The 19,876-nt window shown below is 63.2% G+C and carries 18 protein-coding genes; 9 read left to right on the forward strand and 9 right to left on the reverse strand.

Annotation, left to right across the window (positions count from 1 at the left end; all coding sequences use genetic code 11):
• From J0I79_RS28280 to J0I79_RS28300, 5 genes are all read right to left on the reverse strand, one after another.
• On the reverse strand, positions 1-797 hold a 797-nt coding region (locus tag J0I79_RS28280; protein ID WP_292867089.1), incomplete at its 3' end, for a UDP-glucose/GDP-mannose dehydrogenase family protein.
• Between the two features lie 49 nt (positions 798-846).
• Positions 847-1,728, reverse strand: a complete 882-nt coding sequence (locus tag J0I79_RS28285; RefSeq protein WP_292867091.1) for a family 16 glycosylhydrolase — start codon at positions 1,726-1,728, stop codon at positions 847-849.
• A 169-nt stretch (positions 1,729-1,897) separates the two neighbouring features.
• Positions 1,898-2,296, reverse strand: coding sequence for a hypothetical protein (locus J0I79_RS28290; RefSeq protein WP_292867093.1), 399 nt, complete (start codon positions 2,294-2,296; stop codon positions 1,898-1,900).
• A 289-nt stretch (positions 2,297-2,585) separates the two neighbouring features.
• Positions 2,586-3,608, reverse strand: a complete 1,023-nt coding sequence (locus J0I79_RS28295; protein ID WP_292867095.1) for a glycosyltransferase family 2 protein — start codon at positions 3,606-3,608, stop codon at positions 2,586-2,588.
• A gap of 70 nt (positions 3,609-3,678) precedes the next feature.
• A complete protein-coding gene (locus J0I79_RS28300; RefSeq protein WP_292867097.1) occupies positions 3,679-4,809 on the reverse strand; it encodes a nucleotidyltransferase family protein in 1,131 nt (376 codons plus the stop codon).
• A 518-nt stretch (positions 4,810-5,327) separates the two neighbouring features.
• Between J0I79_RS28300 and J0I79_RS28305 the strand changes: the two genes are divergently transcribed.
• The 6 genes from J0I79_RS28305 (at position 5,328) to J0I79_RS28330 (ending at position 11,142) form a co-directional block, all read left to right on the forward strand.
• Complete coding sequence (locus J0I79_RS28305; RefSeq protein ID WP_010913078.1) at positions 5,328-5,480, forward strand: lasso peptide; 153 nt, start codon at positions 5,328-5,330, stop codon at positions 5,478-5,480.
• 142 nt (positions 5,481-5,622) lie between these two features.
• Positions 5,623-5,922 carry a PqqD family protein gene (locus J0I79_RS28310; protein WP_292867099.1) on the forward strand — a complete coding sequence of 100 codons (300 nt, stop codon included), beginning with the start codon at positions 5,623-5,625 and terminating at the stop codon, positions 5,920-5,922.
• 64 nt (positions 5,923-5,986) lie between these two features.
• On the forward strand, positions 5,987-6,424 hold the full coding sequence (locus J0I79_RS28315; protein ID WP_292867101.1) for a lasso peptide biosynthesis B2 protein: 438 nt from the start codon (positions 5,987-5,989) through the stop codon (positions 6,422-6,424).
• Positions 6,421-8,343, forward strand: a complete 1,923-nt coding sequence (locus J0I79_RS28320) for a lasso peptide isopeptide bond-forming cyclase (protein WP_292867103.1) — start codon at positions 6,421-6,423, stop codon at positions 8,341-8,343. Before J0I79_RS28315 ends, J0I79_RS28320 begins: the two co-directional genes overlap by 4 nt.
• Entirely contained in the window at positions 8,340-9,308 is a 969-nt protein-coding gene (locus J0I79_RS28325; RefSeq protein WP_292867105.1) for a serine kinase, read from the forward strand. Before J0I79_RS28320 ends, J0I79_RS28325 begins: the two co-directional genes overlap by 4 nt.
• On the forward strand, positions 9,301-11,142 hold the full coding sequence (locus tag J0I79_RS28330; RefSeq protein WP_292867106.1) for an ABC transporter ATP-binding protein: 1,842 nt from the start codon (positions 9,301-9,303) through the stop codon (positions 11,140-11,142). Before J0I79_RS28325 ends, J0I79_RS28330 begins: the two co-directional genes overlap by 8 nt.
• A gap of 42 nt (positions 11,143-11,184) precedes the next feature.
• Here the strand turns inward: J0I79_RS28330 and J0I79_RS28335 are convergent, their stop codons facing one another.
• Positions 11,185-11,460, reverse strand: a complete 276-nt coding sequence (locus tag J0I79_RS28335; RefSeq protein ID WP_292867107.1) for an exopolysaccharide production repressor exox — start codon at positions 11,458-11,460, stop codon at positions 11,185-11,187.
• A gap of 600 nt (positions 11,461-12,060) precedes the next feature.
• Here J0I79_RS28335 and J0I79_RS28340 point away from each other — a divergent pair.
• The 3 genes from J0I79_RS28340 (at position 12,061) to J0I79_RS28350 (ending at position 14,875) form a co-directional block, all read left to right on the forward strand.
• Positions 12,061-12,738, forward strand: coding sequence for a sugar transferase (locus tag J0I79_RS28340; protein WP_292867108.1), 678 nt, complete (start codon positions 12,061-12,063; stop codon positions 12,736-12,738).
• A 102-nt stretch (positions 12,739-12,840) separates the two neighbouring features.
• Positions 12,841-14,100 (forward strand): polysaccharide biosynthesis/export family protein, encoded by a 1,260-nt coding sequence (locus tag J0I79_RS28345; RefSeq protein WP_292867110.1) that lies wholly within the window; start codon positions 12,841-12,843, stop codon positions 14,098-14,100.
• A gap of 115 nt (positions 14,101-14,215) precedes the next feature.
• Positions 14,216-14,875 (forward strand): glutathione S-transferase family protein, encoded by a 660-nt coding sequence (locus J0I79_RS28350; RefSeq protein ID WP_292867112.1) that lies wholly within the window; start codon positions 14,216-14,218, stop codon positions 14,873-14,875.
• Positions 14,876-14,992: 117 nt separating this feature from the next.
• Here J0I79_RS28350 and J0I79_RS28355 read toward each other — a convergent pair whose 3' ends face one another.
• The 3 genes from J0I79_RS28355 to J0I79_RS28365 form a co-directional block, all read right to left on the reverse strand.
• Positions 14,993-16,318 carry an O-antigen ligase gene (locus J0I79_RS28355; protein WP_292867114.1) on the reverse strand — a complete coding sequence of 442 codons (1,326 nt, stop codon included), beginning with the start codon at positions 16,316-16,318 and terminating at the stop codon, positions 14,993-14,995.
• 177 nt (positions 16,319-16,495) lie between these two features.
• Positions 16,496-18,586 (reverse strand): ABC transporter permease subunit, encoded by a 2,091-nt coding sequence (locus tag J0I79_RS28360; RefSeq protein WP_292867116.1) that lies wholly within the window; start codon positions 18,584-18,586, stop codon positions 16,496-16,498.
• On the reverse strand, positions 18,583-19,641 hold the full coding sequence (locus tag J0I79_RS28365) for a betaine/proline/choline family ABC transporter ATP-binding protein (protein WP_292867118.1): 1,059 nt from the start codon (positions 19,639-19,641) through the stop codon (positions 18,583-18,585). The genes J0I79_RS28360 and J0I79_RS28365 overlap by 4 nt, the downstream gene beginning before the upstream one ends.
• Between the last annotated feature and the right edge of the window lie 235 nt (positions 19,642-19,876).

The raw sequence follows: 19,876 nt of genomic DNA on the forward strand, positions 1-19,876 counted from the left end.
GAACCGCCATAGCCGAGGCCCGGATAGATGAAATGGTAGCCGATGCGCGGGTCGCTGCCGATGCCCTTGCGCACCTCCTCGATGTCGGCGCCGAGTTGCTCGGCAAGGTTGGCCATCTCGTTCATGAAGCTGATCTTGGTGGCCAGCATGCAGTTGGCCGCATATTTGGTGAATTCGGCGCTGCGCACGTCCATCACGATCATCTTCTCGTGGTTGCGGTTGAAGGGCGCGTAGAGCTCGCGCATCACCGCCTCGGTCTCCTCGCTCGAAGTGCCGACGATGATGCGATCGGGCCTCATGCAATCGGCGACGGCCGAGCCCTCCTTGAGGAATTCGGGATTGGAGGCGACGTCGAAGGTGAGGTCCTCGCGGCCTCTCTTCTTCAGCGTCTCGGCGATCCTGGCCTTCACCTTCTCGCAGGTGCCGACCGGCACGGTCGACTTGCCGACGACGATCTTGGCGCTGTCCATCTCGCGGCCGATGGTCTCGGCGACCGCCAGCACATATTTCAGGTCCGCCGAACCGTCCTCGCCGGGCGGCGTGCCGACCGCGATCATCTGGATCTCGCCGTGCCTGACGCCGGCGGCCGCATCCGTGGTGAACTTGATGCGGCCGGCGGCATGGTTTTCCCTGACGATGCTTTCGAGACCGGGCTCGAAGATCGGGACGAAACCCTGGTTGAGCCGCTCCACCTTGCTGGCGTCGACATCGACGCAGACAACCTGGTGGCCAACCTCGGCCAGCACCGCCGCCTGCACGAGGCCGACATAGCCAATTCCAAACACCGTCAAGTTCATTCGGTTTCGTTCCTGTGCAGGGCCTGGAACCGTTTTCGGTCCGGCCGGTTCAATTCGTCTTTCCCGATTCTTTTATGCTGCAGGCCACTGATTCCGGAAACTGGCAGGCATCGCCGAGCGCGGTGAAAGCGACACGCTGGACCTGCAGCGAAACCTTGCGGCCCGGATCCGCGAATGCGCCCATCCAGCCCTTCATCATGTCGCTGCCCCAAAGGCTGAAGAAGATCTTCTGGGCATGCGTGGGCAGCTTCGCCGGATCGGTGATGGTGTTGACCAATTGGCCGTTGACATACCAGCGCAGGGAATCCTTCTGCCAGACGAAGGCGTAGTCGTTGAAGGCGCCGTCGGTGCCACCGGGCACATCGACCAGTTTCTCGTTCTTGCCCTTGCCGCCGATATAGGCGTTGACCTGCACCTTGGAGGTGTCCTTGGTCAGGACCTCGAAGTCGATCTCGTCCCAGGGCTGCTTGTCGGAAGGACCGATATAGGTGAAAAACGCCGCGTTGAGGCCCGAGCCGCTGTCGGTCTTCATGCGCGCCTCATAGGTGCCATAGCCGAAGCGCTGCTTGGTCTGGATCTCACCGCAGGCAAAATCGCGATCCTTCAGCTTCTGCTTTTCGAAGCCCAGCGACAGCACCCCGTCGGTAAGCTCCACCAGCCCCTTCGACCAGGTGCAGTTCTGATGGCTGCCGTTGTTCCAGCCGTCGGAAACATACCAGCGCGAACGGTCGAAACTCTTGAAGTCGTCGACGAAGGAAGGGGCGGACTGGATATCCTGCGCCCGGGAAGGGGCCGACCACAGGCTGCCGAGGGCGGCCAGCGCCAACGCGGCAGGGCAAGCCAGCCTGCGCCAGCCTGCTTGCCTGGCGCGATGGAGGACGGGCCGCGCATCAATTCCGCTCGTGGACGTAGTCTTCGGATCCGAATTCATACCAAACTCACCTTTGTGCTGTGCGTCCCCAACCCAAAGTCGACGTTTGAACCGCTTCCAAACGGGCCAACCTTGGCCTCTGCCTGACCTCTCCCGATTTCCCTCTTCTGTTTTGCACCATACCTTGAAGCGTGCATCATTCCTTCGAAGTACAGCCACGCCCTCATCGTCACGCCCGACCGGCGCCCGCGGGCCTGGTGAAATCAGCGGCGGCCGAATCGTACGCCGTCCCCTCGTCGAAGACCGAATCCAGCGAATTGCGGAGTTCCTTCATCATGCCATTCTGGCGTGACAACGCCGCGATGCGGCGTTCGCTATTCAGGATCTGCTCCGTCAGCGCGCCGACTTCGGATGACCGGCGCTCGGAGGCCGAGCCGTTTTCCATGGCTTCGACGAGGAAGGCCGCATTCGTCGCCGTCTTGCGGTAGCGGCTTTCGAGGCCGGCTTTCTCGGCCTCGATCTCCGCCGCGATCTGCTCAAACAGCTTCGCCAGACGGTCGAAGCGCGCGATGTCAGCCTGCCGGTCGCGGGCCGGGTCCCTGGATCTGAAGCCGAATATCGAGGCCATGGGTTAGAGTCCTGTCATCATCCGACTTGCCCGGCCTGCGGGCCGGGCGCTGGCCAATCCCCGCCTCCGGGGCTCGAAAGTCGCATCGTCCCACTCCTCTGACGGGAGAGACTTCAGACCAGTCCGATCGGGGGCCAGTTCGGCTGGTCGTTCAATTGCTGCACCGCAACATAGACTGCCATCACCGGAGCCATGAGGCAACCACCCAATTCGTAAACTCATAAATCCGATGGAAATGGTTTGCGGGTCGACGTTGCCGTCGGCGATGAACCCTAGCTTTTCCCGAGGCTTATCGCTCCTTGCCCGTGCTGGTTCCGGCCATCAGGAAACGCAGCGGCGGCACATGCCTTTGCCTGGATACCAGGCCGACGCGACGAAACAGCGCTTCGAGTTTGTCCGACGCCACGCCCTGGACGATGGGGACAAGATTGGACTGGCTTGCGAAGGCATAGGCCGCCGCCGAGGCCAACCCCCGCTCGGCCTTCACGTCGAGGAAATTGCGCAGCCTGTATTTGTCGCGCACATGCCGCTCATGCCGCCGCAGCACCGCTTTGGAGCCTTCCGGCAGGCTGTCGATCGCCAGCAGCGCTAGGTCGGCGTCGGCCAGCCGCCGCAAATCCTGCGTCCTGTGGCGGCCGCTGAGCGAATCAGCGCGCACGATGGCGCCGTAGCCGCAGGAGCGGATGACCTTGAAGCGTGCCCCATGAGCGACCGCTCTTGCGTAGAGTTCATAGTCCTCGCCCAGGCGCAGCCCTTCATCGTAACGCAAGCCGTGGCGGTCGAGGAAGGCACGGCTGATCACAGGCTTCAGGAAGCCAAGCTCGCCCCTTTGCACGCTGCGCCTGGAGATATTGCCTTCGACGAAGCTTTCAAAATCGAGGAATTGCGGATCGGCGGCAAAATCCGGGGCGACGATCTTCGTCGCGTCGCTGGTCGCGTCGTCCCGGATGAGCATGATGTTGTCGGCCGCGAAATCCCAATCCGCGACGGCGAACAGGTTGCGAAACCGGCCCTCAAGGAAGAAGTCGTCCGCGTCCAGGATGCTGAGGAATGGTGCCTTCGAGGCGGCGATCGCGGCGTTGCGGGCAAAAGACGGCCCCCGGTTGATGTCGAGGCGCATCACCATGAGCCGGCCGCTGCCGTCATCGGCGGACCGGGCGACTTCGGCCGTCTTGTCCGTGGAACCGTCGTCGACGACGACGACCTCCGCCACCTCAGGCTCACGCAGCGCGGAAGCGATGGCAACCGTGATCGTACGCGCCGCGTTTTTGGCCGCGATGATCACGCAGACCTCGGATTTCGTCATCGACATGGGCTTGCCTCTTGCACAGGTTCCGATCTGCCCTCGCCCTGTACGCGTTCTATGTCCAACGCCGCCGCCGTCATTGGCTGGCCGGGCGTTCGAAGATGCGGCGGCTGAGATCCGCCGATGCCGCCCAGCCGGCCTCCGCCAGGTAGCGGACGGGAGCCCGGCCGCACAATTCCCACAACACCGTTCGCCGCTGTGGCCACCGTAGCGACGGCAGCCATGGCGCGATGACCATGTTGAGCAGGTCTTCATTGCCGATGCGCGACAGGATCGGCTTGGCCCGTTCCGACAGGAGCGTGCCGGTGCCGCCGAGAAGCACATCAGCGGCACGCAGGCCGAGCAGCAGCGTGTCCTCCAGCCCCTGGCTCACCGCCGCATCGAGCACGCGCCGCTGATCGGCTTCGTCAAGGCGGTTGGCGCTGGCCCTGATATCGCAGACATAGCCGGCGCAAGGCTCCCGGTTGAACAGCGCCTTGGCGACGCTGATGCACGACAGCATCAGCGTGTCGGCCGCCGAGGTGAACGGCACTTCCGCGCCGGCTATCCTGACCAGCCGTTTGCGCCGCAGGAACCCGTCGCCATCACGCGGGCTGGGTGAACCCGGCTGCTGAAGGCGATAGTGAAGGTCGACCGTGGACGATCTTGGCCCTTCGCCGCGGACCATGTGCTGTTCACCGAGGAAGCGTATCCACCAGACGGAGCGGGACTTGCCTGATACCTCGTAGCCGATGGAACGCAGCGCATCGCGCGCGTTTGCAAATCCTGCGGGGGAGACCAGGATGTCGACGTCGCCCGAAGGCTTCATGAAATGGTCGCCGTAAAGCAGATGCTGCTGGAACGGCCCTTTCAGAAAGACGAAATCGATCCGCCTGTCGCACAGCGCCCGATGAATCGCCATCGAATCCATCAGGCAGGCGGCATTCATCGAAACCGTTTGCCGGCGATAGGTGTCGAGCCACTGGAAAAGCTCGACCGGTCTGTCTCCCGCCGGGGCATGCGACAGCGTCTTCCAAGCGAAGGCGGCGACCTTGTTCAGCCTGGCGATATCGGCAATGGCGGCGGCGGAAAGACCCGCTGCCGACATCTGGCCCGCCGAGGCGGCAGGGGCCGCGAAATACAATCGTAAGCAGGCCCGCACATAGGCAATCTCGTCGGTGCAGTCGCCGACGCGCAGTCTTTCATAGGAGCTTTCCGGCAAGGCCATTAAGCGCACAGTCTCCAAAAGGCGGTTCGCGCGACGTGTATGCTGCAGGTGCGAAGCAAAGCATCGTCAAAAACCTGGGCGCCGTAAAGTCTTTCCTTTTGCACTGCAAAATTTTACAACCAGAGCGTTTGATGCCGGCCTTGCGAGCGGTGGCGTAAATGGCTGATTTTCCGAACCCGTCGACGCGTCTCAACCGGCCATCGACACCGTCCGGCTAAGGAAATTTCCGCTCCTTTAGCGCTGCCTAAAAAATCATCGCCGAGGTGGAATTTTTATGCAAGCAAAATCAATTGCTTAACGAATCGCCAGAAACACCTTCCGACCGCATTCGGTTTCCGCTCAAAAGAGGCCGAATTTTGAGCAACCCTCACACACATGGTGACGCCCGCAACCCATAATTGATTAACGCGGGGTAAATCAGGCTTGACTCATAAATGTTGCCATGCAGCTATTGCATCGCAGCATGAAAGTGCTGACGGTACTCGACAGGCCGTTTCCAGTCCTCATTGGAGAGTAAAATGGAACAGAATGTTGAAAAGCATGAGTACGAAACGCCTAGCCTGACGGTGCATGGTTCGATCGAGACCATCACCCAGGGCGGCGGCGGCAGCACGGCGATCGACGCGTCTTTTCCGGCGCACACCCCGATCGGCGACCTGACGTTCTCCTGAGTCAATGCTGGTCCTGGAGGAAGACGTTGGGCCTCCGGGATTGAATAACCATGAGAGGGAGCCGGGGATGAAAGTCCCCGACTTCCCTGGTTGGCACTGTTGGTTTTTGTCGTAGACGGCGTGTTGCAAGCGAGGTTTTAGGATGAACTGGAACCCATCCGAGCACGATTGCGTGAGTGCGACGGGGGATGCCGTGGCCTGCGAATTCGGCAATGGCCTCGCGCTCCTCAACCTGAAATCGAATGTCTATTACAGCCTCAACGGTGTCGGCGCTTTCATCTGGGAGCTGATTCAGGAGCCCAGGCCGATCGTGGATATCCGCGGCGCCGTGCTCGCGCGCTACAATGTCGATGCCGAGCGTTGCAGGGCCGATGTCGACGCGCTGCTGAGGGGCCTGGCTGAAAACGGGCTTGCGAGATTGCACAATGAGGCACTTGTCTAGGCAGGTTCCGTCAAAAGCCATGAGCTCGCGGCAAAAATCCTTGGCGGAAAAGAGACCGAACCCGGTGAAACGCCAGTCCGGCCGGCGTGGACTGGCCAGGGTTTTCTCGCTGAGCGGCTCCGAGGCCGTTTTCCTATGCCGCTGCCTGCTGGTGGTCGCGGCCGTTCGGCTCGGCCTGACGGTCCTGTCGTATAATCGCTTTCGCGCCATGGTGACCCGGCTCAACGCGCGCCAATGCGCCAGCATGGGCGAGCTGCGGCGCGTCGCCTGGGGGGTTGCCGCGGCCGCCCGCTTCGTGCCGCGCGCCACATGTCTTACGCAGGCGCTTTCGGGCCAATATCTTCTCGCGCGCCAGGGCAACGCCTCCAACATCCGCATCGGCATAGAGCGCGATACAGGCGCGCAGCTGAAAGCGCATGCCTGGCTGATCAGCGACAACCATATCGTGCTTGGCGGATCGCTGGACGGTTTCGCCCATCTGGTCGATCACGGCAGCCGATGAGCGGCATCGCCGGCACCCTGCAACGACAAGGCCCCGCGCCGGCCGATGCCGCGACCGACATACAGCGGATGCTGGCACGCATGCGCCACCGTGGCCCTGACGGAAATTCCTGGTGGCTGGACGCCGGCATCGCGCTTGGGCATGCCTGGCTCAACACCACCGACGAGGCTGGTCCCGGCCCGCTCACCATGGCCGGCGGCAGGCTTGCCATTACGGCGGATTGCCGGCTGGACAACCGCGACGAGCTGATGGCGAGGCTGGGCATACGCGACAGGTCGGTGCCCGACGCCCTGCTGCTGATGCGAGCCTATCTGCGCTGGGGTGAGGCCTGTCCCGTGCATTTGCAGGGCGATTTCGCCTTTGCCATCTGGGACGCGGAGCGGCAATTGCTGTTCTGCGCGCGCGACCATTTCGGGGTCAAGCCGTTCTATTATCACGCGGCGGACGGGCTGTTCGCCTTTGCCTCGGAAATCGGGCCGATGCTTGGCCTCGACGGGGTCGGCGCGCGGGTCAGCGAGCACCGGATTTCCGGCTTCCTGGCCGGGCTTCCCGACGACCCGCAATCCACAGCCTACAGCGATATCTTCAGCCTGCCGGCTCGCCACAGCCTGACGGTTACCGCGCAACAGGTCGCGTTGCGGCGGTACTGGCAGATCGAACCGTCGCCGCGGCCGTCGCGGTCCGATACGGCGGAGGAATTCGCCCATCTGTTCGCGCAATCGGTGCGCAACCGCATGCGCGGCAGTCAGGCCGTTGGCGCGATGCTGAGCGGCGGCCTCGATTCCTCCTCGATCGCCTGCGTGGCCGGCCTGCGCAACGCCGCCGACCGCAAACCGAAGCTGCCGACATTCTCGCTGGTTTTCGAGAAGGGTTCGCCGATGGACGAGCGATCCTTCATCGATGCCGTGCTCGAGCAGCAGACGATGGACCCGACCCTGATCCCGGTCGGCAATTATGCGCCCTTCGCGGAGTTCGAGCGGGTGCTGGAGGAACAGGAAGGGACATTCCTGGCGCCTGGCCTCACACTCACCCGCGGCATCTATCGCACGGCGGGCGCCAAGGGCATCAAGGTGCTGCTCGACGGCCATGGTGGCGACGAAGTCGTTTCGCCGGGCCATGGCCACCTGCACGAACTTGCCAATGGCGGCAGATGGCTGGACCTCTGGCGCGAGGTCCGCAGCGCCTCCAACACCTATGGCGACTCCACGCTCGGCCTCTATTTCCAGTTTCTAACGCTTTACGGGCCGGCCTGGCGCATCGCCAGGCTGAGGCAACTGGCGAACCGTGTCCTGGCGAGGATAGGCCGGCCTGTCCAACCGCGACGCGCGCGCAGCTGGCGCGACCTGATCAATCCGGACCTGGCAAGGCGGACCGAGCTCATCGACCGCTTTCACCGGGCCGGCTACATGCCGCCCGGTGTCCAGGCAAGCGATGCGCTCAGCCATCGCTGGATCCTGTCGAACGGCTATGTCCCGCACTCTTTCGAGGTGCTCGACAAGGCCGCGGCCAATTTCGGCGTCGAACCGCGTTATCCCTTCTGGGACAAGCCGCTGGTCGAATTCTGCCTGGCGCTGCCGGGCGAGGAGAAGCTCAGCCAAGGCTTTGGCCGCTATGTGCTGCGCCGCGCCATGGAAGGCGTTCTGCCGCCAGCGGTGCAATGGCGCCGCACCAAGATCGACTTCACCGCCAATCTGGTCAACGGCATGGTGCGCAACCATCGCGACCTCCTGGAGCAATTGCTCGTCTCTGACGCAGGCCGCATCGCGCCTTACGTCAACCTGCCACAGGTGAGCGCCGCCTATCAGCGATTGCTGCGCCAGCCCGATCAGCCAGCGCCGTTGGATGTCCAATACGTCTGGCGCTCGGCCTCGCTGTCGCTGTGGCTGCGGCAGGTCCAGCGCAACGGGAGTGCCGCATGATGCCCGGTGACGATCTGCTCGCCATGCATGCCCCTCCTGCAACGGGCAGGCCGGAGAGAAAACACCGCTTCTACCGGGCCTATGGCCTGACCATCGCGTCCGACGTGGCGCTGCCGGAACTCGAACCGGCGCAGCCTGGGGTGGCCGACATCTTGATCGCCCTCGGGCCGATCGACATGCCGAAGCCTTCGCCAGAGGCCGCGACGATCTTTCGTTTCGAACCGGAGCGGCAGTACCTGGCGTGGCACGCCGTCGGTGCGTTCCTGATCAGCGGCTGTCGCATCGATGTCGAGCCGGCGCCCGGTGTCGACGACGCGCTGCTCGCCTTCCCGCTGCTGGGACCGGTGATGGCGTTGCTGCTGCACCAGCGCGGCCTGCTCGTCCTGCACGCCAGCGCCATCGCGGTGGCCGGCCAGGGCGCCATCTTCATGGGCGACAAGGGAGCCGGCAAGTCGACGACGGCAAGCGCATTGATCCGGGCCGGACATGAGCTGCTTACCGACGATGTCGTGGCGATCGACCTCAGCGAACCCGACCAGCCGATGATCGTTCCGGGATTTCCGCAGATAAAGCTGGCGGCCGACGCCGCGGCCGCGATCCCGCTTGCCCAAGCGCAGGTGCGGCCGCAGGTCCACCCGGCGATCGAGAAGATGCAGCATCGCCTGGACGGCGCCTTTTCCCGGAGCAAGGTGCCGGCGGCGAGGATCTATATCCTCGAGCGCGGCCAGAAGGCTCAAGCCACTCGCATGCCGGGCATCGCCGCGTTGCCCGCCATCATCAAGTTCTCCTATGTGACGCGTTTTGGCCGTGCCGCGCTGTCGGGCGATTTCGCGGCGATGCATCTTCGTCAATGTTCAGGAATCGCTAACCATGTCGGCGTGTGCCGGCTGGAAGTTCCAGCGGGTCTCGACAGGATCGGCGAGGCCGTGGCGCTGATCGAAAGGGAACTGGCTGGCGATGCCTAGATCATCGGTCTTCAGCCTGTCGCTGTTCCGCGACGTCGCCGCCTTCGGCGCGACCATAGCCGAGATCGGCGGGCGGCGAACCTGGACGGCGCTGCTGTTCCTGATCCTGGGCAGCCTGACGGAAGGCATCTCGATCCTGCTGCTGGTGCCGCTGCTGCATCTGGTCGGGCGCTCCGACCAGGATTTCGCGATCCGGTTGCCGAACACCGATTTCGTGCACTGGCTGGTGCCGGGCGGAACGCTGCAACTGAGCACGGTCTTGTGCCTGCTGGTCGGGCTTGTCGCCATGCAGGCGGCGTTCAACCGCTTCAAATCGGTCTACATGGCCAGGCTGCTGTTCGATTTCATCAACCGCCTGCGCATGAACCTGTTCGAGAGCATCGGCAAGGCACGCTGGGGCGTGTTCACGCGCATGCGCGGTTCCGATCTCGACCATGCGCTGACCGGCGACATAGACCGCGTCCAGGGTGCGGCCTTCGCTCTGCTGATGCTGGTGCAGATCGCCGTGCTGCTGGCCGGCTACCTCGTCATCTCGATGTTCATTTCGCCTGTGATGACCGGGTTCGCGGTGGTCATCGGCATCCTGATGTTCATCGCCTTGCAGCCATTCAGGGCCCGGGCCACCGCCTTCGGACGGATTCTGACGGCCAATCGCCAGGATCAGTACCGGACGGTCTCAGAATTCCTCGGCGGCATCAAGGTGGCCAAGAGCCTCAACGTCGAGGCCAGCTATTTCGCGCAGTTGCAGACCACGCTCGAAAGGATGAAGGCCGACAACATCGACTATGTCCGCAACTCCTCGATCGGTACCGCCGTGTTCCAGGTCGCGAGCGTGGTGGGGCTGAGCCTGTTCATCTATGTCGCGCTGGTCCGTTTCAACCTGTCGCTGGCCGAGATTGTCGTCATGCTGCTTGTCTTCATGCGCATTGCCCCGCGCTTCATGGACATGCAGACGCAGGCCCAGCAGGTGCTGATCAATCTGCCCGCCTACATGTCCATGCGCGGCCTGCAGGCCCGTTTCGACGCCGAGCGGGAGCAGGGCCATACCGGGTCAGAGAATACCGCCAAGCTGTCGCTCGATACCGGGCTCAACATTCGCGGCGTCTCCTTCGCCTATGACGGTGCCGCCAAACCGGTGGTGAGCGACATCACTTTCGGCCTTCCGGCCGGCAAGGTCACCGCCCTGATCGGCCCCTCCGGATCGGGGAAGAGCACGATCGCCGACATGCTGCTCGGCCTGCTTGAACCGACCTCCGGCAAGATCCTCGTCGACGGCGTCGAGATCGATGGCGCCAATCGCCGCCGCTGGCGCGACCAGGTGGCCTATGTGCCGCAAGACGTGTTTCTGCTGCACGATACGATCGCGGCAAACCTGCGACTAGCCGCGCCGCAGGCCAGCCCCGAACAGTTATGGGCGGCACTACGCGCCGCCAATGCAGGCGAATTCGTCGAACGGCTCGACCACCGCCTCGATACGGTGGTTGGCGACCGCGGCGTGCGGCTTTCGGGTGGCGAGCGCCAGCGCATCGCATTGGCGCGCGCGCTGTTGCGCAAGCCTTCCCTGCTCATCCTCGACGAGGCAACCAGCGCGCTCGACTGGCAGAACCAGTCGCTGATCGCCAGATCGATCGACGGCCTGCGCGGCACGATGACGATCCTGACCATCGCGCACCGGCCGTCAATGATCGCCTTTGCCGACTGGGTGGTGGCGATGGAGGACGGCCGCGTCGTGGAGGTCGGACAATATCAGCGGCTCAAGGCAAAGCCCGCGAGCCGGCTGTCCAGGATGCTTGCGGGAGAGCAATCGGAAACCGAGCCCGCCAATGTGGCCTGAGGCCGGAAAGGCTTTGCGGCAAGAGTCGCTGTCGGGCAGGATTTAATGAAGGCTGCGGCGGGCGTTGCTCAGCTTCTCGCCTTCGGTCACGTCGGTCGGGCTCAGCTTTCTTTCGGCTTCGCGCAACCTGTCCGCCGGCGTCGGCGCGCTTCGGGCGATCATGGCATAGACAAGGACAAAGTAGCCGGCCTGGATGACCACGGCGCAGATGATGACGCGCAGCAAGGTCGTACCCAGCGAAGCTCCGCCCAGCCAGGACCAGGCAACCACGATCGCGAGCGCGAAAAGCATCCCAACGATGAATTTTGGAAGCGACATACCCAACAGCCCATAAACCGGCTCGGGTTATATCCAACGTTTGCCCTACCCGAGCGCCGTCCCTTGTGATGCGGGCTTGTTAAACCACCCGCTTTCGACCGGTTGCTTCCGGCCTTTCAACCTGTCGCCACCCTGACAGGTATAATTTGCAATTCTATTAAGACGGGCAGAGGGCGGCAAGGGCAACCGCACATATTTTTGATTGAGCTTGCGCGATGGACTCTGCCATGCTGCAACGCACACAGTCGCATTTCCAGCAATCTGCAACCGTCGATCCTTTTCAGTATAATCTACAATATTGAGTAGTATTTTATGTTAATCAGCGCGAGGTTCGCATCTTTCTAAAGCTCTAATATGCACCCTGGAGGCCGGCCTAGAACCGCTTGCCCAAGAATCGCCCCAAAAAGGTCCGGATTTTTTTCGATCTGCCCATTTATTGTCACAAATGTGCTAAACATCCTGAAAAATGTGCATCACGAGCTTACTATTTAGTCAATTCATGACGTGACTATTTCAACGGGTTGGGAAATTGTGTGTTGCGCTGCAACATTTTTTTGATATCGTGCGGTAAACCATTCGTTCAACGCATGGAGTTTCGGCATGAGGGATATTGCCAAGTCGGCCACGGCGGACTTTTCGCAGGCTGGCACCGATTTTCCGCCGCCGATCGGTGGCCTTATCAAGCGCAGCTTCGACATTTTTGGTTCGCTGGCCGGCTTGATCGCTCTCAGCCCGCTGTTCGTCATGATCGCGCTTCTGGTCAAGTTTTCAGACGGTGGATCGATTTTCTACGGCCATCGGCGAATCGGCCGCGGCGGGCGGATTTTTCCGTGCCTGAAGTTTCGGACCATGGTTCCGGATGGCGACAAGGTGCTGGCGGCCTATCTTGCCACGAATCCCGAGGCCAACGCCGAATGGGTCGCGACCCGCAAACTGAAGAATGACCCGCGTGTCACCCGCGTCGGCGCGGTGCTGAGGAAGCTCAGTCTCGACGAACTGCCGCAGATCATCAACATCCTGCAGGGCGACATGAGCCTTGTCGGGCCTCGTCCCGTGGTTCGCGACGAACTGGAAATCTACGGCAGCGCGGCTGTGTATTATCTGAAGTCCCGTCCCGGCCTCACCGGCCTGTGGCAGGTCAGCGGCCGCAACGATGTCTCCTACGACAGCCGCGTCGCGTTCGACCGCCACTATGTCGAGAACTGGTCGCTGTTCGGTGACGTGCGCATCATCATCAAGACCGTGCCGGCCGTCTGGATGTCGCGCGGTTCTTACTGACCCGGCCGCTCCAAGCCAGGCATTATCGATGCCCGGCATCCGGCGGCAAGCTCATCGGGCGATGGGGCTAAAACGGATCGGAACGTTGAGTTGAAAACAGACATGTTCGAAGCTTCCGGCGGTGGCCGCTTTCTCGGCCGCTCCCGGCTCATGGCCACATGCGTCGCGGTCTCGGTCGCTTTTCTGCCCCGGATCGCCACAGCCGATGATTACCGCCTCGGTTCGCAGGACAAGCTCACCATCCGCATTGCCGAATGGCAGACCGTCGAAAGCACCTTCCGCGACTGGTCGTCGGTCAACGGTCAATACACGGTGGGCCCGGCGGGCACGCTGTCGGTGCCGTTCGTCGGCGAACTGCCGGCCGCCGGCAAGACCACGGCGGAGGTGGCGGCCGCGATCGGCGAAGCGCTGCAGCATAAGCTGGCTCTCTCGGACAGGCCGGAAGCCTCGGTTGAAATGGCGCAGTTCCGGCCATTCTACATCTCGGGCGAAGTGCAGAACCCCGGCCAGTTTCCCTACGTTCCCGACCTCACCGTGCTGAAGGCGATCAGCGTCGCCGGCGGCATCCGGCGCAACACCGACTACGGCCCGCAGCTCGGTAAGGATCTGGTTACCGCTAAGGGCAATTTCGATATTTCCGACGATCTGCGTCTCCGGCTGATCGTCAAGCGAGCCCGCATCGACGCCGACATGGCCGGCCAGTCGACCTTCGAGGTGCCGAAGGAGGTCGAGGGCGATCCCAGGCTGCCAACCATCGTCAACGACGAGATGACGATCCTGACCTCGGACCAGAAGGCGCTGAAGCTGAAGCTCGAAGCGCTCGACGATCTCAAGGGGGTTTTGCAGGCCGAAATCGAATCGCTGCAGAAGAAGATCGTCAACCAGCAGAAGCAGGTCGATCTGGCACAGCAGCAATTGGCCAGCATCGGTCCGCTGGCCCAGAAGGGCCTGGTCGCCAATGCGAGACTTCTCGATTCGCAGCAATCGGTCACCGACCTGCAGGGCAAGATCCTGGACTATGAAACCGCCATCCTCACCGCCAAGCAGTCGATAAGCAAGGCGACGCAGGATGCCATAGACGCGCAGAACACCTTGAGTTCGACGCTTGCCGCCGATCGGCAGCAGGCGGAAGCCGACCTGAACGAGGCGGCGCTGAAGGTAAACATGCAGAGGGGCCTCATAGCGCAGGCCAGCGACCCCGCCACGAGGGCCTCGACCGCCACCAGCGACGAGCCCACCCTGCTCTATGCCCTGGTACGCATTGTCGACGGCAAGACCAGCGAGATCGCGGCCAAGGAAGACACGCCCGTGCTGCCCGGCGACGTGATCAAGGTCAAACTGGCGCCGCTGCCAAGTCAGTAGGCGCGGCGACCGGCAGAAGTCGGAAACATTCCGGGACTATCTTCAGGGCTCCTGTTGGGTCATAGGGTGCCGTGAGCGCTGTCGGACGCCCCCGCGGAGCGCGAACGGAGGGACGATGCCCGTCACCAAGCCCTTCATCGTTTATGGAGCCTCCGGCTCAGGCTCCGTACCCATCGAGGCTTCGCTCGAGCTCTTGGGATTGCCATACAGGGTGGAAGAACATTCTCCCTGGGAGAGCGAGGAGCAGGCGGACAAACTTCGGGTCGTCAACCCCATGGTTCAGGTGCCGGCGCTCGCGCTGCCGTCGGGAAAGCTGATGACCGAAAGCGCCGCCATCCTGATATGGCTCGCCGACAGCCATCCGGAAGGCCGTCTTGCGCCTGGCCTGTCCGACCCGCGGCGAGCGGAATTCCTGCGCTGGATGACATTCGTATCCTCCGCCATCTATGCCCTCTATTGGATCGCCGACAATCCAGCACGCGTGCTCGAACGGCCGGATGATCATGAGGAAATTCGAGAGCGCCTGTTCGAGCGTATCGCCCGATGCTGGGCGTTCATGGGCGACCAGTTGCGGCCGAGCCGGTACCTTCTGGGGGAGGAGTTGTCCGTGCTCGACCTGTATGTCGCGACCGCTTCCAGATGGTCGCCGGGCCGGCGGCGCTTCTATGAAGTGGCGCCTTCCCTCGCGGATGCTATGCGCCGGGTTGACGCGGACCCTCGCCTGGCGAACCTGTGGTCGCAGCGCTACCCCTTCACGCAGGGATGGGAGCGGTAGAGCAATTCCAGGAAAAGTGTGAAACGGTTTTCCGTCCGGAATTGCGCTAAAACAAAGAGTCAGAGGGGTTCGCCGTTTCCGTGAAACGGTGAACCGCTCTAGATAGGCAAGCCGAGGTCACTTTTGCACGAGATGACCGGCAGGGGCTGGCGGGCGACCGGCATGCCGGGGCCAGCCTGCCTCGTTCCTGTTTGCGTCCGCCGGTTCGAAGGCCGCCGACCATCGCGTACGGGTCACGGGCAGGCGCGCCAGCTTGAAGAAGCTGAAATACATCAGGAACGAGCCCATGATGTAGGGGTTGAGGATCTCGACCTCGACGAAGGAGCGGATGAGCAGCAGCACCATCACGCCGATGAGAACAACCGAATCGGCCTGCCATGACTTGAACATCACCGCCGTGATGTGACCGAAGAGCGAGCGCAGCATGATCAGCGATATCATCACCGCGCCGGTGAAGCCGAGTTCGACGAGCGCCTCGACATAGGTGTTGTGGAAATGGAAGCCGGTGCGGGTGGTGATGTAGAATTCGTTCCACAGCCGCTCCGCCTCCGCGAAACCCTGCACCCAGTAAGCGGCGTAGCCGACGCCCAGGATCGGCGACCGCATGGCGGCGTTCCAGCCCTGCTCCCACAGATAAGTCCGCCCGGTGAGCGTCGAATCCTTGCCGAAGAGACCGAGCACGAAGTCCATCAGCCCAAGATTGAGGGCGACGAAGGCCACGACGGCGATCAACCCGGCGCCAACCAGGAAGATCACCCGACGATAGCGCCGCGACAGGAGTTTGGTCATGGCGAGCAGCACGATCAACGCCAGCACCGCCGGGATCGAGGCGGTCGACGTCGCCGAATGGGCGATCGCCAGGAGGTAGGCCGACAACAGCACGACAGGCACGGTGAGGATGAAGCTCAACCGGCCACGCCGGAAGAAGGCAAGGAACACGACCGAGAAATAGATGCCGAGCGAGGCGACGAAGCCGATCTGGTTCTTGGAGGCGAAGGCGCCGACGAAATTGTAGGTGCCGTCAAGAACATCCTCGGAGTAGGCCCCGACCTTGAGCGAATAGAGCATGACGAAGAATATGCCGATCAAGGAACCCAGCGTCAGGGTCCGCACGCTGATGGTGCGCGCCGCGACATAGGCGCAGGCAATGTGGGACAGGTATTGGACCGCCGTTCTGGCGGTGATGCCGGGCGCCTGCGACCAGAAGACGGAAAAGCAGATATACGCCGCGAACAACAGCGGCAGCCACGCGCTGGACAGCTGTCGCAGGAACCGCCGGTAGTCGACCATGATAAGCGGCAGCCAGACCGCGTAATAGGCCAGGATCATCACCTGGCCGAAAAACACGGAATAGGAGAACGCCCAGATCGAGACGGCAACGGCAAAGCTGCCATAGACCGAATTCTTCTCCGGATCGACCAGCAGGGATTTTGGAATTTTCATCTCAGGGTCCCGTCGAGACGACCCGTGGCCGGCAGGCCGCGGGCCGGCCGGCATATCCGCAAACAGGGGCGTACAAGAAACGGCGTCTCCATTGTGCAGTGCAATATAACCTATCGCACCCCACGCTCAATGGCAAATCCGGTCACGTTGCCTTACAGGCGGATGCGTTTGCGGGGCTCAGGCCGCCGGTCGCCCCGAGACCGCCGCCTGGATCAGGCGATCGGCCAGAATGGCCAGGAAGGCGATCGAGAGGCCGGCGACAAGGCCCATGCCGGCGTCGGCCTTGCCAAGCGCGACATAGACCGCCTGTCCGAGATCGCGTGTCCCGACCAGGGCAGCGATCGCCAGCATGGAGAGCGCCGCCATGATGGTCTGGTTGAGCCCGAGCATCACCACCGGCAGCGCCAATGGCAGCTTGGCCTGGAACAGCGACTGCGCCGGTGTCGCGCCCATCTGCTCCACCGCCTCGACGACATCGGCCCGAACGTGCCGCAGGCCATGCTCGACATAGCGGATCGGCGGCACGATGGCATAGAGCATGATGGCGATCAGCGCGGTGAACTCGCCGACCTTGAAGAACATCAGGGCGGGAATGAGGAACACGAATTGCGGCATGGTCTGGAGCGCGTCGCAGACCGGTTTCAGGATGCGCGAGACGCGATCGCTGTAGGCCGCCCAGACACCCAACGCGCCGCCGATGAGGAGACAAAGCAGCACCGCCAGCGTGCAGAGGTAGAGCGACTGGATGAGCTGGGGCCACAGCCCGTTGACCAGGATCAGGATGAAGCCCGCCAGTGCGAAGAGGCCAAGCCTGACGCCGGCGACCTGCAAGGCCAGCAAGGCCATGCCGAGGATGAAGACCGGCCAGGGCAGACCGAGGAAGCCGGTATAGAGAACAAGGCCGGTGACGAGCACTGCCAGGCCAGCCCGCCAGCCGGAACCGCGCGTCGACAGACCGGCGAGAGCCAGGACGAGCGCGCAATATGCGGCAATCGCCGCCGGCGGCAGCGAGAAGCCCCAAAGCGCCGGCGTGGCGGCACCTGAAATGCCGATCCTGAGCGGCAGCAGCAGGCAGTAAAGGACAGCGTTGCGGATATCGTCGAACAGCCAGGCATAGTCGCGCACCACGCCCAGCAGCCATTGATTGACGCCGCCAACCTGCATGCGCAGACCGGAGGCGGGCAACAGCCTGTCGTCGGGCCACAGCAACCGGATGGCGGCGGCCAGCGCCACGGCCAGCACCAGCGTCGCCACCAGCCTGCGCCCGGTCATCCAGATCATGGCGACTGTCGGACCCGCGGGCCGCGGTTTGGCGAAACCGATGGTCAAGCGGTCGATGAGGATGGCGAGCAGGGCGATCACCAGACCCGACAGTATGCTCTGGCCGAACTCCGCCTTGCGCATGGAAGACAGCACCTCCCAGCCGATGTCCTCGAAGCCGCCGATGATGGCGGCGACGATGACCATCGAGAGCGCCGCCATCGTCGTCTGGTTGAAGCCGACAAGGATCTGCGGCAGTGCGGTCGGCACCTCGACCTGCCAGAATTGCTGGCGGCGCGTACAGCCGCTCATCAGCCCCGCCTCGCCGATGTCGGAAGGAACGCGGCCGAGGCCGAGCATGGTGTTACGCACCATGGGTGGCGTCGCGTAGATGGCGCTGGCGATGAGCCCGACCACCGGACCGAAGCCGAACAGCAGAAGCAGCGGGATGAGATAGGCAAAGGCCGGCACGGTCTGCATCAGGTCGAGCGTGCCGAGCAGTGCCGGGCGCAATCGCGGACTGGCGTGGCCAAGCACGCCGAGCCCGAAGCCGAGCATGGTCGAGATCGGCACCGCAAGCAGCACCAGCGACAGCGTGCTCATGCTCTGCGGCCAGTAGCCTGCCAGCAGGATGTAACCGAGCGCGAGCAGGGCGAAGACGGCCAGCCGCACGCCGCTCGATTTCAGCGCCAGCGCCGCCACCGCCAGCATGACGGCAGGCCATGGCAGCCAGACCAGCACCGTTCGCGCGCCGCGCATTGGTGCGTCAAGCACGGCGGAGAGAGCCCGAAATACCGGCTGGACGACGGTCACGACAGCGTCGGTGACCGCGTTGATGGCCGGCGCGAGCGGCAAGGTCCACTCCTTCGGGAATGTCACCAGCCAGGGGAAGTCGGTCTTCAGGACGAGACACAGGGCCGTCAGCACCATGAAGACGCACCAGGGCAGAAGCCCCGGCTCGATCGCGACCCTCGGCGCCGATCGGAACGATACGGCCGGCGCGGTCATGATCGCGTGCGCCTCTTCTGCTCCCGCTCCAGCACGGCCAGAACGGAACTGGCGGTGAGCAGCGCCGGCGCACCGGCGCCCGTATCCAGCACTGCGAAAGCGCCGACGCCGGAGGCCAAACGCGGGATAAGCTCCTCCAGGCTGGCGTCGGCCGCGACACTCTGGTCGGGCGCGCTTGCTCCCGCCAGCGGCGTTGCGAGATCGCCGGCCTTGATGACGCGCAGCAGCGGCATGTCTTCGGTGAATTGCGCGACATAGTCGTCGGCCGGGTTCAGGACGATTTCGGCCGGACGGCCTATCTGGACGATCTTGCCGGCGCGCATGATCGCGAGCCGATCCGCCAGCCGGAAGGCTTCGCCCATGTCGTGGGTGATGAAGATGATGGTTTTGCGCAACATGCGCTGCAGGCGCAGGAATTCGTCCTGCATCTGCCGGCGGATCAGCGGATCGAGCGCCGAGAACGGTTCGTCGAGGAACCACAGTTCCGGGCCGACGGCGAGCGAACGGGCGATGCCGACGCGCTGCTGCTGGCCACCGGAGAGCTGGTGCGGGTAGGAACCCTCGCGTCCCTCCAGGCCGACCAGCGCGATCATTTCGCGGGCGCGGGCCTCGCGCTCCTTCACCGGCTTGCCCTGGATTTTCAGCGGGAAGGCCACATTGCCCAGGATGGTAAGATGCGGCAGCAGGCCGAAATTCTGGAACACCATGCCCATGGCGTGGCGGCGCAGCTCGATCAGCTCCTTGCCGGTCGCCTTCAGCAGATCCTTACCATCAAACAGGATTTCGCCGGCGCTCGGCTCGACCAGGCGCGACAGGCAGCGCACCAGTGTCGACTTGCCGGAACCGGACAGTCCCATGATGACGAAGATTTCGCCTGTCGCCACTTCGAAGGTGGCATCCACCACGGCGGGCAGATGCGCCTCGGCGCGCAGCCGCTCGGCCAACGCGTCGGGATCGATGACATAGCCGCGCGAGTCGAAATAATATCCCGGCCGCCTGCCATAGACCTTCCAGACATTGCGGCAGGCGAGCTTTATCGGCCTGGTGTCGCTCATCGGCCATGGCCCACGCGTTGCCCGGTCCCGCAAGCCGCGGAAACCGGGCCGTGATCGCCTTCATCCCTTGCCAGGCACATCGGCCGTTACCCCTTGGCGCCGTCGAGCCAAGGTTTCCATACGGCCTCGTTGTTGTCGATCCATTCCTTGACGACAGCGTCGAGGTCCTTGCCCTGCTTGTCGACGGCCAGCATCAGCTTCTGCTGTTCGGTGGCGTCCATCTTGAAGGATTTGA

The sequence above is a fragment of the Mesorhizobium sp. genome (assembly GCF_017306585.1).
Lineage (GTDB): Bacteria > Pseudomonadota > Alphaproteobacteria > Rhizobiales > Rhizobiaceae > Mesorhizobium.